This is a genomic window from Epibacterium sp. ABZ3_068 (assembly GCF_056159265.1).
Genome location: NZ_JBSWUV010000001.1, coordinates 3,913,149 through 3,929,440 on the forward strand (window position 1 = coordinate 3,913,149; position 16,292 = coordinate 3,929,440).

The 16,292-nt window shown below is 56.1% G+C and carries 13 protein-coding genes and 1 riboswitch; of the genes, 5 read left to right on the forward strand and 8 right to left on the reverse strand.

All coding sequences use genetic code 11. The features are described 5' to 3' along the window. The first annotated feature begins 2 nt into the window (after positions 1–2). Together ACXAEW_RS18935 and ACXAEW_RS18940 are read left to right on the forward strand one after the other, a co-directional pair. Positions 3–1,544: a tripartite tricarboxylate transporter permease gene (locus ACXAEW_RS18935; protein ID WP_474942806.1), complete on the forward strand. Its 1,542-nt coding sequence runs from the start codon at positions 3–5 to the stop codon at positions 1,542–1,544. Beyond that, on the forward strand, positions 1,541–2,524 hold the full coding sequence (locus ACXAEW_RS18940; RefSeq protein WP_474942807.1) for a Bug family tripartite tricarboxylate transporter substrate binding protein: 984 nt from the start codon (positions 1,541–1,543) through the stop codon (positions 2,522–2,524). The genes ACXAEW_RS18935 and ACXAEW_RS18940 overlap by 4 nt, the downstream gene beginning before the upstream one ends. A gap of 565 nt (positions 2,525–3,089) precedes the next feature. On the opposite strand, the gene ptsP is transcribed toward ACXAEW_RS18940, so the two are convergent. The 4 genes from ptsP to ACXAEW_RS18960 form a co-directional block, all read right to left on the reverse strand. Next, complete coding sequence (gene ptsP, locus ACXAEW_RS18945; protein ID WP_474942808.1) at positions 3,090–5,330, reverse strand: phosphoenolpyruvate--protein phosphotransferase; 2,241 nt, start codon at positions 5,328–5,330, stop codon at positions 3,090–3,092. A 199-nt stretch (positions 5,331–5,529) separates the two neighbouring features. Further along, positions 5,530–5,931, reverse strand: a complete 402-nt coding sequence (locus ACXAEW_RS18950) for a DUF4260 domain-containing protein (RefSeq protein WP_474942809.1) — start codon at positions 5,929–5,931, stop codon at positions 5,530–5,532. Positions 5,932–6,008: 77 nt separating this feature from the next. Further along, entirely contained in the window at positions 6,009–7,244 is a 1,236-nt protein-coding gene (locus ACXAEW_RS18955; RefSeq protein WP_474942810.1) for an aspartate kinase, read from the reverse strand. A gap of 156 nt (positions 7,245–7,400) precedes the next feature. After that, on the reverse strand, positions 7,401–8,849 hold the full coding sequence (locus tag ACXAEW_RS18960) for a TrkH family potassium uptake protein (protein WP_474942811.1): 1,449 nt from the start codon (positions 8,847–8,849) through the stop codon (positions 7,401–7,403). A gap of 11 nt (positions 8,850–8,860) precedes the next feature. On the opposite strand from ACXAEW_RS18960, the gene ACXAEW_RS18965 reads away from it, so the two are divergent. Beyond that, the gene (locus tag ACXAEW_RS18965) at positions 8,861–9,637 is read left to right on the forward strand and encodes a hypothetical protein (protein WP_474942812.1); all 777 of its coding nucleotides are present in this window, start codon (positions 8,861–8,863) and stop codon (positions 9,635–9,637) included. Between the two features lie 502 nt (positions 9,638–10,139). Here the strand turns inward: ACXAEW_RS18965 and folE2 are convergent. Continuing rightward, positions 10,140–11,243: a GTP cyclohydrolase FolE2 gene (gene folE2, locus ACXAEW_RS18970; RefSeq protein WP_474942813.1), complete on the reverse strand. Its 1,104-nt coding sequence runs from the start codon at positions 11,241–11,243 to the stop codon at positions 10,140–10,142. Between the two features lie 215 nt (positions 11,244–11,458). Next, positions 11,459–12,649 carry an O-succinylhomoserine sulfhydrylase gene (gene metZ / locus ACXAEW_RS18975; RefSeq protein WP_474942814.1) on the reverse strand — a complete coding sequence of 397 codons (1,191 nt, stop codon included), beginning with the start codon at positions 12,647–12,649 and terminating at the stop codon, positions 11,459–11,461. A 64-nt stretch (positions 12,650–12,713) separates the two neighbouring features. Then, positions 12,714–12,791: riboswitch (SAM riboswitch) on the reverse strand. 140 nt (positions 12,792–12,931) lie between these two features. On the opposite strand from metZ, the gene ACXAEW_RS18980 reads away from it, so the two are divergent. Both ACXAEW_RS18980 and ACXAEW_RS18985 read left to right on the forward strand, forming a co-directional pair. Then, positions 12,932–13,864 (forward strand): alpha/beta hydrolase, encoded by a 933-nt coding sequence (locus tag ACXAEW_RS18980; RefSeq protein WP_474942815.1) that lies wholly within the window; start codon positions 12,932–12,934, stop codon positions 13,862–13,864. A 36-nt stretch (positions 13,865–13,900) separates the two neighbouring features. Continuing rightward, a complete protein-coding gene (locus ACXAEW_RS18985) occupies positions 13,901–14,596 on the forward strand; it encodes a glutathione S-transferase N-terminal domain-containing protein (protein WP_474942816.1) in 696 nt (231 codons plus the stop codon). A gap of 145 nt (positions 14,597–14,741) precedes the next feature. On the opposite strand, the gene ACXAEW_RS18990 is transcribed toward ACXAEW_RS18985, so the two are convergent. Beyond that, positions 14,742–15,359, reverse strand: coding sequence for an inner membrane-spanning protein YciB (locus tag ACXAEW_RS18990; protein WP_474942817.1), 618 nt, complete (start codon positions 15,357–15,359; stop codon positions 14,742–14,744). 27 nt (positions 15,360–15,386) lie between these two features. Further along, entirely contained in the window at positions 15,387–16,289 is a 903-nt protein-coding gene (locus ACXAEW_RS18995) for an EamA family transporter (RefSeq protein ID WP_474942818.1), read from the reverse strand. Positions 16,290–16,292: the final 3 nt, after the last annotated feature.

Sequence of the window (16,292 nt, forward strand, 5' to 3'; positions counted from 1 at the left end):
CCATGGACATGATTGCGAATTTCTCGACCGGCCTTGTCACAGTTCTGCAGCCACACACCCTGCTGTACTGTTTTGTCGGAGTTTTTCTGGGAACCTTCATTGGCGTCTTACCCGGCATCGGGTCCATGGCTGCAATTGCAATGATCCTTCCGCTCTCTTTCTATCTGGAGCCCACGGTTGCAATCGTCATGATCGCAGGCGTCTACTATGGCGCCGAGTATGGCGGCTCCATCGCATCCATCCTGATGAATATTCCCGGCACGCCCTCCTCCTCGATCACCTGCATCGACGGCTACCCGATGGCGCAGCGAGGACGCGCTGGCGTTGCACTGTTCATTACGTCCATCGCCTCATTTGGAGGCGGCATCATCGGTATGATCGTGATGGCTGTTCTCTCGCCCGGGCTGGCGAATCTTGCCCTGCAATTTGGTCCAGCCGAGTATTTTTCGGTCATCTTCCTTGGTCTTATTGCTGCTTCTGCAGTCAGCAACGGCGGTGTCCTACGCGGAATTGCCATGGTGATCGCGGGGCTAATGCTGTCGACTGTGGGCATCGATCTGACCACGGGAGATCTGCGCTTTACCCTTGGGGTTCCAGAACTGCGCGACGGGGTGCACCTGGTGATCGTTGCTATGGGACTATTTGGGGTGGGCGAATTAATCGCCTCCATCCGCGCCAATCGCGAAGGTCGCGGGCGACAGAACATCGACTATGACAAATTCTATCCGTCAGGCTCTGAATGGCGCGTATCCTGGGGACCCATTTGGCGCGGCGGTTTGATAGGCTCCTTCTTTGGCGCACTGCCCGGAACGGGGCAGACTGTTGCGTCAGCCGTAGGGTATGCGGTTGAAAAGAAGCTGTCCCGCAACAAGGGACAATTTGGCAAAGGTGCGGTAGAAGGTGTCGCCGTGCCGGAAGCTGCCAATAACTCTGCCACGCAGACCGCTTTCATCCCGACCCTGACGCTGGGGGTGCCGGGCAGTGCCAGTATGGCCATGGTGATTGGTGCGCTGATGATACACGGCATTACTCCCGGCCCACGCATTCTGACAGAGCACACGGAACTGTTCTGGGGGCTGGTCGCAAGCTTCCTTGTGGGCAACATAATGTTGCTGGTCTTGAACATCCCGCTGATCGGCATGTGGGTACGGCTGCTGCAAATCCCGTACAAGCTGATGTACCCGGCGATCATCGTTCTGATCTGCATCGGGGTCTACTCGCTCAACAATAATGTCTTTGACATCTGGATGACACTCTTGTTCGGGATCGCGGGCTACCTGATGCGGCTTTACCGATTTGAACCAGCACCATTGCTGATCGGCTTTGTGCTTGGCCCGATGATGGAAGAGCAACTGCGTCGCGCCCTTCTGTTGTCGCGCGGCGACGCCATGGTGTTTCTGGAACGCCCCATCAGCGGCGGGCTTCTCATGGTATCCGCGTTGATCCTGACCATTGGCCTATGGACCAGCCTGCGCAGATCACACGCCCCCAAGACCACCCCCCTCCGAAATAAAACCTCGTCCAACACAGGAGCCTCTTCATGACACTCTCACGCACGCGACGTTCACTTTTGGCGCTGACCACAGCCACCGTTGTTACACTGCCCCCAAGCCTGGCCTTGGCCGAGCCCGGCGCATGGAGCGATGAACCTGTACGCATTGTTGTGACCTTTCCTCCCGGTGGCACATCTGATCTGGTGGCACGCCTGCTCGCCAAACATCTGGACGAGGCTTTTGGACAAAAAGCCGTGGTCGACAACCGTCCTGGCGCAGCAGGTACAGTGGCCGCTGATTTTGTGGCAGATCAGGAGGCCAACGGCACCACTTTGATGATTGCCAACAATGCTCCCTTCACCATCGCACCAACACAATTTGCCGAACTGCCTTACGCGCCCATGAATGACTTTACCCATGTGGCGTATATCGGTGCCTCCGCGCCGGGGTTATTTGTCAAACCTGACAGCGGCATAACCAATGTACCGGAATTTGTGGAAGCCGCCAAAGCCCATTCGATCTCATATGGCTCTTCGGGGGTAGGGTCGATCAGCCACATTCTTGGTGAAGCTGTGGACGCAAAACTGGATGTCGACACTCTTCACATCCCCTATCAAGGCAGCGCCCCAGCAATTCAGGATTTTCGCGCCGGGGTTCTGGACACTTTCTATGACATGGTCGCGCAGAATTCAGAGATGATCGAAGATGGCGAGGCCGTTGCCATTGCAATCGCTGCATCCGCCCGTTTTCCAGGCCTGCCAGATGTGCCCACATTCAAAGAACAAGGGTATGACATTGTGATCGAAAATTGGGTTGGCCTGAGCGGACCGGCGAACATCCCGCCAGAGACCGCAGCCAAAATCCACGAAACCACATTGGCAGTTCTGGCATTACCCGAAGTGGCAAGCACCCTGAACGATCTTGGCATCACGCATCAGCCTTTGTCATCGGCTGAGTTCACCGAATTTGTCGACACGCAAATTGACGTCTGGAAGCCGCTGATCACGGCGGCGGGTGTCAAGGGAAAGTAAGGCTACCAAGACCAGGCGGACCTTGAAACAGCACGGCATGGGGCAACCGAAGACGCCCCGTGCCGGTTACCCGTTGGACTGATGATGTGCTTTTTGAGATAGGCGCACAAAGCCTCCGGCTCATCCGTTTGCAGCGTAAAGGGATTGTTAAGAAATCGCCCTCTATCCTTTATCTCAGATGCTAGGAGAAAGCGAATTTCACCCACAAGCCCCTAAATCGGCATGTGGACCACTTGCCTTTTCTCAAATTTGCCAATGACTTACGCAATGTAGTTACTGTGGACATCTGACCGAGTCCCGATGAAAAACTTCGACCAGATGAGCTGCATCTGCAAAGATTTGGCCAAAGACTGCCTCAAACCTCAGAAAATAAACCGAAAAACCTCAACTGGATCGGTTCTGAAAGTCGTAATCTCCAAGAAAAAGTTGAAAATGGAGAGTTTCTCCCCGATCAACCACAGAAATTCAGTGAAAAATCTCAAGAAAAGACAACGCAAAAAAGGAAACATTCCGCAAAAAGCAGAATGTTTCCTTTAATACATCACATGTGACAGGCGCCGGCCGATCAGAGCTCTCTCAAATAATCCATCACGGCAGGGCGAACAGTTTGTAGCCCTCGGTGACGCGCACCGGCAATAATGGACCGTAGATCATCCAGGTTCACTTTCATCAACAAAGACTTAACAGGTCCAATTGAAGCTGGCCGCATGGACAACGTGCGTAAACCCATTGCCGCGAAACAGACCGCTTCTATCGGCCGCCCTGCATCTTCTCCGCAGAAGCTGAGCGGAGTACTGGAGATCTCGCAGCGCTCCACGATACGCTCGATAAAACTCAGGAAGCTGACGTTCAGAGTGTCATAACGGTTGCGTACCCGCTCGTTTTCGCGATCCGCCGCAAAGAAGAACTGTTTAAGGTCGTTGCCACCAATGGACAGGAAATCAACCTCGTCAAAGAACTTCTGCGGGGCAAAGGCCAAAGACGGCGTTTCCAACATCGCGCCGATCTCCAAACGTTCAGGAAGTGCGTGCCCCAGGCGTCGCTCCCGCTCTACCGTTTTGTCAACTTCGGCCCGCGCGTCGCGAAATTCATCGGCCTGCGCGATAAACGGGAACATAATTGCCAGCGGACGCCCATTGGCGGCCCGCAACATCGCCTGCAGCTGCATACGCATCATACCCGGCTTTTCGAGGCCCACCCGGATTGCCCGCCAGCCCATTGCCGGGTTCGGCTCATCCGCTGGTTTCATATAGGGCAGCACCTTGTCCGAACCGATGTCCAAGGTGCGGAAGACTATACGCTTGCCATGTGATGCGTCCAGGACGCGCTGATACTGCGCCATCAAATCACCGCGACTGGGCATCTGGCTGCGCGCCAGAAACTGCAGCTCTGTCCGAAAGAGGCCCACACCCTCGGCACCGGACCCGTCGAGTGAAGGCAAATCTGCCAACAGACCCGCATTCATCAGCAGCCTGATGCGATGCCCGTCCTTGGTCACGGCAGGCGTATTGCGAATGGAGGCATAGCGTTCCTGCGCCTTGGCATGCATTGCCATTTTATCCCGCAGAGCGCTCGTTACACTGTCGTCCGGCCTCAGGTGAACCTGGCCCTGCTCACCATCTACCACGACATAGTCGCCATTCAGCGCTTCGGTTGTCATACGCTTGGCCTGAACGATCAAAGGGATCGCCAACGCCCGCGCAACAATTGCGGCATGGGATCCCACCGCGCCCTCTTCCAGCACGATGCCTTTAAGGGAGCGCCCATATTCCAACAAATCGCCAGGACCAATGTTGCGCGCCACAAGGATGGGATCGGACGGCATTTCAGCGCCTGTCTCGCTCCCCTGCCCTGTCAGAATACGCAGCAGACGATTGGACAGATCATCAAGATCGCTCAGACGTTCCCGCAGATAGGCATCCTGAACCTGTCCCATACGGGCGCGGGCCAAGGATTGCTCTTTCTCGACGGCCGCCTCGGCACTTAGCCCGAGGGCAATGTCTTCTTCCATCCGCCGCATCCATCCTTTGGAATTGGCAAACATGCGATAGGCTTCGAGAACCTGTAGCTGTTCCTTGTCGCCGTTCTTGGACATTTCAAGCATTTCGTCGACGCTGACCCGCAGGGCATCCACCGCGTCATTCAAACGCTCCACCTCCCGATGGGGGTCATCTGCAATTGGGTTTGTCACCACAACCCGAGGCTCATGGAGCCAGACGTGCCCTTCCGCCACACCTTCCTGCGCTGCAACACCTTTGACCAGAACCGGCTTCTGATGCAGCGGCGACAGGGCCGCGCCCTCACCGACAAACGCACCCAATTCTGTCATCTCTGCCAGCACCATGGCCACAACTTCGAGCGCATAGACCGCATCTGAAGAAAACTCGCGCGCATCTTTGGACTGGACCACCAGAACGCCCAACATCTCGCCAAGCCGCTGGATCGGAACCCCCAGGAACGAAGAGTAACGCTCCTCACCGGTTTCCGGCATATACCGAAACCCCTTGGCGCTTGGCGCGTCTGGCGTATTCACCACCTTCCCGGTCTTGGCGACGCGCCCCACCAGGCCTTCACCAATACGCAGGCGGCTCTCGTGCACCGACTCAGGATTCAAACCCTGTGTCGCACAGAGTTCAAGCGTTTCGGTGTCGCGGAAAAGATAGATCGAGCACACTTCGGTGCCCATGCTGTCGCCAATCAAATGGGTAATATTGTCCAGTCGCGCCTGACCAGCGTCATCGCCAGCCAGAGCCTCACGCAGACGGCCAAGCAGCCTGCGGCTTTCGGATTCTGTTGCCTCGGACATCCATACCCTTCCCAGGATTCATATTCATTTACAGCCTATTAGGCAATAAATTGGCGCAAGTGAAATGCGCAAATGAAATCGCTGTATTTACTCCTCCATGGCTCTTACCTGCATTACCTTTGGGCAGAGCCTTGTACAATGTGCGAGTCGCTGCGCCGGGATGCAAGCAGTTTCCTTGCTGCCCTGCAGCATGCGCGGATCATTCCCGCCCGCCCATTTTGCCAAGATGGGTAACAGCAAACCCCTCCGAGGCCTTGAGCCCATAGCCCAAGGCCCGGTCAAACCCGGCGTGCCCCATCCACAAGAGGCCGCATATGGTCAAATCGACAGTCGCCAACACTTGCCCGAGCGCATAAAGCGCAAAACCAAGGGCAAGAGTGTGAAAAAGATTGTACCCAAGCGCTCCGATACGCGGCCCCAATAGATACGCTGCAAAGCTCAGATCAGGAGCAAAAAACACAAGCAACAACACCCACAATGGCCACTGCGGGTGGAGGGCAAACAACAGTGCAGCCGCAGTGCCCAATAAGGCAAGCCCTTCAACACGCTGCCAAATAACGACTTCCTGCATCCCGTCCCCAAACTGAACCAGCCGGTTCACTTTGGCAGAAGTCCTGATAGAAAGAAACCCCCGACTGGCGCCGGGGGTTTTGCAACCAATGACCCGAGACAGGCCAATTAGGCTTTGTCGAGTTCAAACGCGTCGTGCAGCGCCTGAACCGCAAGCTCCATATATTTGCGATCAATCAGAACCGAGATCTTGATTTCAGATGTGGTGATGACCTGAATGTTGATCCCTTCGTTGGACAGGATCTGGAACATCTTGGCCGCGACGCCCGACTGCGAGCGCATGCCAATACCAACAACCGACACTTTGGCAACTTCGGTATCCGCAACCAGTTCGGAATAGTTAAGATCACCCTTTTCCTTGATCGCGACCAGTGCCTGCTCGGCGCGGGCCACCTGATCGGTCGGGCAGGAGAAGGTCATATCGGTGCGACCGTCCTCAGATATGTTTTGAATGATCATATCCACATTGACGCCCGCATCCGACAAAGAGCCAAAGATGGTGGCAGCAATCCCCGGACGGTCCGCAACCGAGATCAGGGTCATTTTTGCTTCGTCACGGGAATAGGCGACGCCGTTTACAACATTGGATTCCATGATTTCCTCCTCGTCGCAGACCAGGGTGCCGGCCTCGTCGGATTGTTCTTCAAAACTCGAAAGGACGCGCAGTTTCACCTTGTAACGCATCGCAAGTTCAACAGATCGGGTTTGCAGGACTTTTGCGCCCAGCGATGCAAGTTCCAGCATCTCTTCAAAGGCGATCTTGTCCAGTTTGCGTGCTTTGGCGCAGATGCGCGGGTCCGTGGTATAGACGCCATCCACATCGGTGTAGATGTCGCAACGCTCAGCCTCAAATGACGCCGCAAAAGCCACTGCCGTAGTATCGGACCCACCGCGTCCCAGGGTTGTGATACGTCCCTCAGGGCTGATGCCCTGGAAACCAGCAACCACCGCAACCTTCATGCCTTCGCCGAATTTCGCGCTGATATTGTCGGTCGGGATCTCTTCAATCCGCGCCTGACTGTGGGCGTCGTTCGTCTTCAGCGGAACCTGCCACCCCTGCCAGCTGCGCGCAGGTACGCCCATTTCCTGCAACGTGAGCGCCATAAGGCCGGCCGTTACATTCTCTCCCGAGGACACAACAGCATCATATTCACGCGCATCATACAGCGGCGAGGTTTCACCAACCCAACCAACCAGCTCGTTCGTTTTTCCTGACATCGCCGAGACAATGACAATAACATCATAGCCCTTGGCCACCTCAACGCCGACGCGTTTGGCGGCGCGCCGGATGCGATCCAGATTGGCGACGGAGGTCCCGCCGAATTTCATCACTAGAACGGGCATTGGACAAACCTCCCGTGCGCTCTCGGTTACAAGTATCGAGCGTCTTTAAACCCCGCTCCATACAAGCGCAAGGAATGTGAATTGTAGCGATACAATGCGTATTTATTCATATTTTAAAGGGGCATCGCATACGGGGTTCCACCGGTCTGCCGCCCTTTAAGATCGCCAGAATCGCACGGTTAGAATCGCATATACCGCCAGCAGTTCCAAACGCCCGATCAGCATTGCAAATATCAGAATCCACTTTGCCGTATCATTGAGCGGGGCGAAGTTTCCGGCAGGCCCAATGATATCCCCCAACCCTGGCCCGATGTTCGCAACAGCCGTAGCCGCTCCGGACACCGACGTGATGAAATCAAGACCGGTCAGCGCCAGAAGCCAGGCAACAATCCCAAGCGTCAATACAAAGAACATAAAGAACGAAATCACCGAGCTCAGAACATCCGGCCCCACTGGGCGCCCTTCATATCGAGGAAAGAAAACCCCATGTGGTGAACGGATCTTTTGGATTTGCACCCGGATTGACGCAATCAGGAGCTGATACCGGAAGATTTTGACCGAACAGGCTGTAGAGCCCGCGCATCCTCCGATCAGGCCGATGAAGAAGAACATCATGATCAGAAAGTTCCCCCAGCCCATATAGTCGACGCTGGCGTATCCGGTCCCCGAGATGATCGAGGTGATGTTGAACAGTGCCTCGCGCACGGCCTGCTCCGGATGATGCGGGAAAATGGTTATCAGAACTAAGGTTGTGACCAGGACGAGGGTGGCGATGGTCAGCAGGAACCCACGAACCTGAACATCACGCATCAGCGGTGCTGTCTGCCCGTTGACCATCTGCACATAGCGAACAAAGGGAAGTGCGGCCATGATCATGAAAACAGACGCCGCATATTCCGCAGGCCCCGAAAACGTCCCGAACGAGGCGTCATAATTTGCAAAACCACCGGTCGAAGTTGTGGTCATCGCATGGCAAATCGCATCAAACGGCCCCATTCCAAGCGCACCATACACCATTGCACAGGCAACCGTGATGCCAACGTAGATCATCGAGATCTGTCGTGCGATGGCCTGCGCACGCGGCAGGATTTTCCCCATCGTATCAAAAGCTTCAGAGCGAAAGATCTGCATGCCCCCAACGCGAAGCTCTGGCAGGAAAACCATGGCCACGACAATGATACCGATCCCGCCCAACCATTGCAGAATCGCCCGCCACAACAAAAGCCCGCGGGGCAGATCATCCAGCCCCGAAAGAATGGTAGAGCCCGTGGTGGTCAACCCGGACATCGCCTCAAAGAACCCATCCACAAACCGCAGATCGGTTTCTCCAAGCATCAACGGAATTGCACCGAAAATGGGAAGCGCTGCCCAGACGCTGGTGGTTAACAGGAAGGTTTGGCGTATATCGAGCCCCTGCCCGACCCCATTTGCACAGGACATGGCTAAAAGCCCCCCTGCGAGAATGGTTACAATTGCGCTTTCAAGGAACACCAGCCAATGCCCCTGACCGTCATAAAGATCGATCAGAAGCGGGAACACCATCGTGCATCCCAAAATCGCAACCAGCAGGCCGATGACATATCCGATAGGACGTAGATCTAACATGAGGCGCAGCGTTGGCGCTGCGCGCTCTTTCTGTCAACCCGTTGATTAAACACAAACGGTCCGAGAACTGCGATCAATCCGAGCTGCCACCCGCATTTGACTTTGTGGCAGGCATTGCGGGCGGTTTGGACGGTGAACGCGCTGTTCGCCGCGTCGGGGCCGTCTTGTTCCCGCTTGCTGTCTCTTGTGAAGCGGCGTTGGCTTCTTCACGGCGTGAACTGATGAATGTTTCTGCCGGCTTCGGTTTCGGCTCTGTCGGCTTGGCGGCCGGTGTTGCGACCTGTGCAGCCTTGGGCGCGGCAGCCGCAGCGGAGGCTGCTTTTGCAGCCGGTTTGGCTGGGGTTGCCTTGGACACCGGTGCTGTTGTCATTGGCAGCTCAGCCTGTGCCGACGTCTTTGCGGCTGGGGAAGATGCTGCTGCGGTTGCTGCGGTCTTGGCGGCCGGAGCCGCAGAAGGTGTCGTCTTTGCAGCAGGTTTGGCAGCGGGCTTCGGCGTCGTTCTCCGTGCCGTTGTCTTGGTTCTCGTGGTCTTTGGTGCCGCAGTCTTGGCTGCCGGCTGTTTGGCTTCCACCGGTTTCGCTGGCTCTGACTTGGGCTGTGTTGTTGGCTCGGACTTCACGGCGGCCTTGCGAACGGTTGGTTTCCTGGTCGGTGCCTTCTGTGCTGGCTTTGCAGGAGCTTTTGGGGCCGCTGTGGCCGTCTTGGCCGGCGGAGCCAGCAAAGCCTGGGGAGCCTGTGTCGATGACCCGGTCAGAAGAAGAGGTCCAGTCTCCCAGATCGTCTGGTAGAAACGCGCGACAGACTTAACATATTTGGCCTGTTCGACCGGAGCCTGAAGTGCCGCGCCGGTAAAACCGCGCCAGAATTTCATTTGGGTGCCCGCCATATACCCCGCCCATTCATGCGGCGATTTCGCATCCTCGGGGAACATTTGGAAACGGATCATTGTCTTCTCCTTACGTCTTTAACAGCCCACCGATGGCAGCGATCGGCATGCGTGGCTTCCAGTCACGGTGAAACAAAGATTGAGAGCAGGTACGATCACCGCACCTGGAATGTCGCAGCTTGGACAGAGCTGTTCGATCCATTCACACCCTCCAGCAACCACAAGCGCCTGTGCGCGTGGGTTCAGGAACAGGCTAACAGCAATCCTGCATAACGCAGCATAAAAAATGCCGCACTGCGGCGAAAAACCTGAAATCCCGACAGATCCCATCGCAAGACCTTGCCGCCGACACGGTGCACCCGGCGGCTTTTTGTCTTCAGTCGGTGGGAAAACAACGGGTTAAATCATCCGCGATGGATCAGGCTTGAGAACTGATGAGGATCAAGGCTGCGCGTGGCAAAAGTTGGGCCCTGTGTCAGAACACTGATCGCATCATGGCTATGCAGGCTTTCCTGGTGGCTGGCCACAATCCGAAAGTCCGCAATCCGCGAATCGCTTTTCAGCGCCTCACAGAACAAACGCGCCGCATCCTCGACAAAAATAGGGTTGGCAGCGTTCAACTCGGCAAAGGCCTGTTCGTCTTCGCGCTTAACCATCACTTGGGTTTCGGTCGGGACCGCACGGCGGCAATGGTCGATCAGGTCTTCAAACCACAGGATGCTGGCGCTTGGATCCGCCAGAACAGAAATCCGCGCAACGGAGCGTTGCGAATGCGGAGTTGCCAGCTGTCCGCGCGCCTGGCGTGCATGTTCCGCCAATTCCAACGAACAGGGACAGGTGGAAGAATATACATAGTCCAGATGGATGATCATCTGCCGCATGCCGGCGATGTCCACCAACTCCAGCGCAGTGTCATAATACTGGTAGCCGCTCAACCCGGAGCGCAGACTGTTGATCTTGGCCGGGAAGGAGAACCGCATTTGCAACCGGGCATCCAGGCTTTCCAAATCGGCCAGATAATCGTCCAGAGCATCCGCAAGCACATGAAAAGAAAACGTCTTTTCCGCGTGCTTGTAGAACGACCGCATAATCCGGGACATGTTGATGCCCTTCTTGTCGGCGTCCAGGGACACGGTTCCGGTGACCGAAGTCTCCAAAGTCAGATCACCGCCATCACGGGTATGAAAGCGGATTGGCAGGCGGAAGTTCGAAATTCCGACGTGCTGAATTTGCTCTTTTGCGCCTCGGATCAGACTGGCAGGACCGTTTTGCAGGTCTGGCAATGTCGCGCGATAGGCCGCGTCCGCCACAAAATCCTCGGGGTAGGAGCGCGAGAAATCCGGATAGTTTGATACAGCCCAGTCCGGCAACAAACGCGCCACTGCCGGATCAAGCTCCGCAATTTCCACTGCGCTTGCGCCAGCCGCCCAGTGTCGCAGGACCGCAAGGGCCGCCTGGGCCTCTTCGCGATCCGGGGCCTCGGCCAGTTCGCTTGGATGGATGTTCATGGGACGAATCCCCTTGTAACTGCAGTGGTTGCGGCGGAGCGCGTGTTTAGCTTCATACGCAGAAGAATACAAAAGGGATGCAAAAAATGCGGCATTTAAACCGCAGCTCCAGACATCCCACCGGCTCTCCCCCGCGCGGTATCCGTTGAAAATGGGGGCGCAAAGCCCCCATGTCCATTGTTTTTCGCATGAATCACCCGATGTGGGCACAGACTTTAGGATTGGGCAGCGTTCAGTGCCTGGGTCAGATCCGCGATCAGATCATCCGCATCTTCCAACCCTACAGAGAAACGAACAAGGCCCGGCGTAATGCCGAGATCTACTTTCTGTTCATCACTCAGACGCTGGTGCGTGGTTGTTGCCGGGTGGGTCGCGATGGATTTTGCATCGCCCAGATTGTTTGAAATCACCGGAATGGTCAGCGCGTTGCAGAATTTGAACGCAGCCTCCTTGCCGCCTTTCAGATCCAACGACAAAACAGTTCCGCCCTTGCCCCCCAGTTGGGTTTGGACCAACGCATGCTGCGCATGGCTTTCCAAACCGGGATAGATGGTGCGTTCCAAAGCGGGGTGCCCCTCAAAGGCTTTGGCGATTTTCAGCGCGCTTTCGGCCTGCGCCTTGACCCGCAGATCAATGGTTTCCAACCCTTTGAGCATAACCCAGGCTGTAAAGGGGCTCATCGCGCCGCCGGTGTGCTTCATATAGGGTTCAACCGTGCCGCGGATCAGCTCTTTGGAGCCCAGAATCACCCCCCCCAAAGCGCGCCCTTGCCCGTCGATATGTTTGGTCGCAGAATAGATCACAAGATCGGCACCCTGCGCGATAGCATTGGAGAACACCGGCGTAGAAAACACGTTGTCCACCACAACAGTCGCACCAACAGAATGCGCGATCTCGGCCACGGCCGCGACGTCGATCACTTCCAGCGTCGGGTTCGACATGCTCTCAAAAAACACGGCCTTGGTATCCGACCGCACAGCCGCGCGCCATTGATCCAAATCGGTGCCATCCACAAATGTCACCTCAACACCGTAGCGCGCCAGAATGCTTTCAACGATATAGAGGCATGACCCGAACAGCGCCTTGGCTGACACAATATGGTCGCCCGCTTTCAGAAGCGAGGTCAGCGCGCCGCTGACGGCTGCCATGCCGGATGCTGTTGCAAAGGCGTCTTCGGCCCCTTCCAGCATTGCGATGCGATTTTCGAACATTGCCACGGTCGGATTACCATAGCGCGCATAGATAAATTCATCTTCGCCGATTTCCACAAAACGGGCCTCGGCCTGCTCGGCCGTCTCATAAACAAAACCCTGGGTGAGGAAGATCGCTTCGCTGACCTCATTGTACTGACTGCGGCGCGTGCCGCCGTGAACCAATTTGGTGCGGTTGTTCCAGTTCTCGCTCATCTCATGTTCTCCTGCGCATGTGTGGCGCACATAAAAAAACTCCCGTCCGGCCAAGCGAAAGGGAGTCCTTCTCGTCCTGACCTCTTTAGCGGCAAGTTTAACGTGGCCCGCAATCCGGTAACAAATCACCACGGTCAGTCGAAATCTGACGTCTCTCTGCTACGCTTCCGAAACTTCTGCGTCAAGAGCGCAGATCGTTACCTTTGTGTTACGCACACGTCATGAACGCGTCATCAGCAGCCATTACGCGGTTGCGCAACAATCTTATAACTGGGGTATAAGATGGCAGTGCTTCGGATTAACGCGGTCGGCGAAGACCTTCGGCTGCACGGGTCACCAACAAAGATCGAGACCGTTCTTGATCAGGTGGTGACGGATACAGGTCCCATCATCGTGATGGTGCACGGTTACAAATACCAACCTGGCAATGCCCGCCATTGCCCACACAGACACATTTTTTCTTTGGACCCTGACCACCTGCCTTGGAAAGCGCCGTCTTGGCCGCGCCAGTTGGGATTTGGGCTTGGTCATGCTGATGAAGGCTTGGCCGTTGCTTTTGGCTGGGACGCGCGCGGCACATTGCAGCAGGCGCAGGCACGCGCCGTGGAGGCAGGTCGGGCCCTGGCCAAATTCATATCCCAACTTCATGCGACAAACCCGACCCGCCCTGTACATGTTATCGGGCATTCACTGGGGGCTGAGGTCGCTTTTGAAGCCCTGCATCATTTGCCTGAAAATGCGGTTGATCGGATCATTTCCCTCACCGGTGCAAGTTACCAAAGCCGGGCTTTGGCTGCATTGGCGACGCCTGCCGGGCGTTCAGCTGAGCTGTTTAACGTCACAAGTCGTGAAAATGATCCCTATGACTATCTGTTTGAACTGCTGACTGCAGCGCCGGTCAAGGGGGATCGCGCCATCGGACAGGGCCTCATCGCGCGCAACGCGGTGACTGTGCAAATCGACTGCCTGGAAACATTGGAGCATCTGGCCACGCGCGGTTCGGCAATTGCCCGCCCTGAGCGCCGCGTCTGCCATTGGTCGTCGTACACACGGTCCGGCACTTTACGCTTTTACAAGAAACTGATGCGCAAACCGAGCGAAACGCCTTTGGCTTGCCTGCGCAATCAGCTGCCGGAACGCAGCGATACGCGCTGGTCACGGATTTTTGCCCCGATCCCTCGTCAGGCCCCCTTGCCAGTTTGGCAGCAGCTGTGATTGCTTCCCCTCTGACGTCATTCAGAGGGGAAGCCTATGCCGGATGAAATAGATCTTTATTACTGGCCCACACCAAACGGGTGGAAGATCTCCATCGCATTGGAAGAGTTTGGCCTGCCCTACCGCACGCATCTTGTCGACATCGGCAAAGGTGATCAGTTCGCGCCGGATTTTCTGAAGATCGCGCCGAACAACAGAATGCCTGCGATTGTAGATCCCCAAGGACCGGATGGTGCCCCGATAGCACTGTTTGAAAGCGGCGCAATCCTTCAGTATCTGGCCCGCAAGACCGGGCAGTTTGGCGGTTCAGACCTGCGCCAACAGGTCGAGGTAGAGAAATGGCTGATGTGGCAAATGGGCGGATTGGGCCCGATGGCAGGCCAGGCGCATCATTTTCTGAAATACGCGCCGGACGATCTTCCCTATGCCAAGGCACGCTACCGTGATGAAGTTGCCCGTCTCTACGGCGTGCTTGATCAGAGACTGGCAGAGCACCCCTATGTGGCAGGGGATGTTTTTACAATCGCGGATATGGCGATCTGGCCCTGGGCGTCTCTCTGGCAGGGGCAGGAACAAGCGCTGGAGGACAAGCCGAATTTCGCCCGCTGGCTGAAGGACTTGTGGCAACGCCCAGCTCTGCGCCGCGGAAGGGCCTTGCACGCGGATCTGCGCAAAGACCGCAGTGACACCTGGGTGGTCCAGGATCTCTTCCCGAACCAAGCGCCGCAATAGCCCTCTAACAAGCAGGCGCGAAATATCGCGCCTGATCACCCAAAATGTCGCGCCTTTGGCGCGTCAGGTTTAGCCGCGCCAAAGGCGCGGCCAGGCCCAACCGCACAAGATCAATCGTCAGATTGAATGCCGTGTGGGCGGGAGGTCACCCTTCTTTGGGTCCATCTTCATCTTTATCAAGCCCGTAAGTCTGAAACACTTTGGTTTGCCCCATGAAAAACAGGAACATCGCAGCCGACAGGCCAAAGGTCTTAAAATAAACCCATGTTTCTTCACTCTGTGTCCGCCAGATAACCTCATTCGCCACCGCCAGCAGCAAAAAGAAACCACACAGACGTCGGGTCAGGATCATCCACCCTGCGTCCTCCATCGGCAGCGCATCTTCCATCACAACCTTCAGGTAGCTTTTGCCACGCAAAAGGCCGACTCCCAGAATGCCGCCGAACAAGAGGTAGATCATCGTCGGTTTCATCTTGAAAAACCGTTCGTCATTGAACCAGATCGAAAGCCCACCAAAAACCACCACCAGTACCATCGTGGCAATTTGCATTTTGGACAGATGCCCGGTCAGCTTCCACAGGATGGCAGAACAGATCACCATCAATGGAACAAAAAAGGCTGTCACCACGATAAAACCACCGTATTCGGTGCCACCGATGGTAAAGACCTCATCCTTCAGCTTTAGATAGCCAATGAAAAACAACAGGACCGGACCAAATTCCAATGCCGGTTTCAGCCATGGGGCTGTTTTCTTCTCGCTCATTCGTTCCATCCAAAGTCTCTCGACATATCAGCCGCCCATTTCCACAATTACCGCGCCCAGCGCGATCAACGCCATCAGCGCCAATCTTCGCGGCCCAACTTTTTCCTTCAGAACCACCCAACCGATCAGGGCGGCAAACACTGTTGAGGTTTCACGCAACACAGCTGCCTCACCAACTTTGTCCAGCCGCGTCGCCATCATGACCGATCCAAAAGACGCAAAGGCAACAAGCCCACCAATCACCCCGCGCAGCATCAAGGGCGGCAGGGTTGGCCGGTCTGACATGCGCTGCCACCGCACTGCGGCGATCACCGGGAACAGGGCCCCGTCAATCATGAAGAACCATGCCAGAAACGTAAAAGGGTCCGCTGTCGCCCGAATGCCATAGGCGTCATAAGTGGTGTAAAGCGCCACAAACAGGCCCGTAAGCCCTGCAAGCGCCAGGGCAATACCCAGCGTATCCCGGTTCGTTTCCAGAAACAGGTGATTGTAAATCGCCAGACCAAAGATCCCTGCAAGCAGAACACCCACCCCCAACCATTGGGTCAGCGTGAAGATCTCTTCAAAAATCAAATAGGCCCCGATCACGGCAAACAAAGGTCCTGTGCCACGAACCACCGGATAGACCACGGTATAGCTGCCCTTTGTATAGGCAAAAGCCTGCAACAGCTTATAGGCCACATGGATCCCCCAGGCCCCGAGGAAGATCACCCACATATGCGGTTCAGGCCAAGGCACCACAAACAGCGCAAAGGGTGCTGCCATCATCCCATAAGAGAAGTCAATCGCACCACGCGACAGCCAGGGGTCGTGTCGCCCTTTTTGCAACGCACCAAAAACCGCATGTAAAAACGCCGCCGACAAGGCAAGCACCAGCGCCAATTGGTGACCGGCCTCGGTCCCCTCCAATGAGATCAGCCAGTCGCTCACATT

What these genes read in the sequence shown, in the direction of transcription:
- ACXAEW_RS18935 (WP_474942806.1), top strand. Translation starts at nt 3, where the DNA reads ATGGACATGATTGCGAATTTCTCGACCGGCCTTGTCACAGTTCTGCAG.
- ACXAEW_RS18940 (WP_474942807.1), top strand. Translation starts at nt 1,541, where the DNA reads ATGACACTCTCACGCACGCGACGTTCACTTTTGGCGCTGACCACAGCC.
- ptsP (WP_474942808.1), bottom strand. Translation starts at nt 5,330, where the DNA reads ATGTCCGAGGCAACAGAATCCGAAAGCCGCAGGCTGCTTGGCCGTCTG.
- ACXAEW_RS18955 (WP_474942810.1), bottom strand. Translation starts at nt 7,244, where the DNA reads ATGCCCGTTCTAGTGATGAAATTCGGCGGGACCTCCGTCGCCAATCTG.
- ACXAEW_RS18960 (WP_474942811.1), bottom strand. Translation starts at nt 8,849, where the DNA reads ATGTTAGATCTACGTCCTATCGGATATGTCATCGGCCTGCTGGTTGCG.
- folE2 (WP_474942813.1), bottom strand. Translation starts at nt 11,243, where the DNA reads ATGAACATCCATCCAAGCGAACTGGCCGAGGCCCCGGATCGCGAAGAG.
- metZ (WP_474942814.1), bottom strand. Translation starts at nt 12,649, where the DNA reads ATGAGCGAGAACTGGAACAACCGCACCAAATTGGTTCACGGCGGCACG.
- ACXAEW_RS18980 (WP_474942815.1), top strand. Translation starts at nt 12,932, where the DNA reads ATGGCAGTGCTTCGGATTAACGCGGTCGGCGAAGACCTTCGGCTGCAC.
- ACXAEW_RS18985 (WP_474942816.1), top strand. Translation starts at nt 13,901, where the DNA reads ATGCCGGATGAAATAGATCTTTATTACTGGCCCACACCAAACGGGTGG.
- ACXAEW_RS18990 (WP_474942817.1), bottom strand. Translation starts at nt 15,359, where the DNA reads ATGAGCGAGAAGAAAACAGCCCCATGGCTGAAACCGGCATTGGAATTT.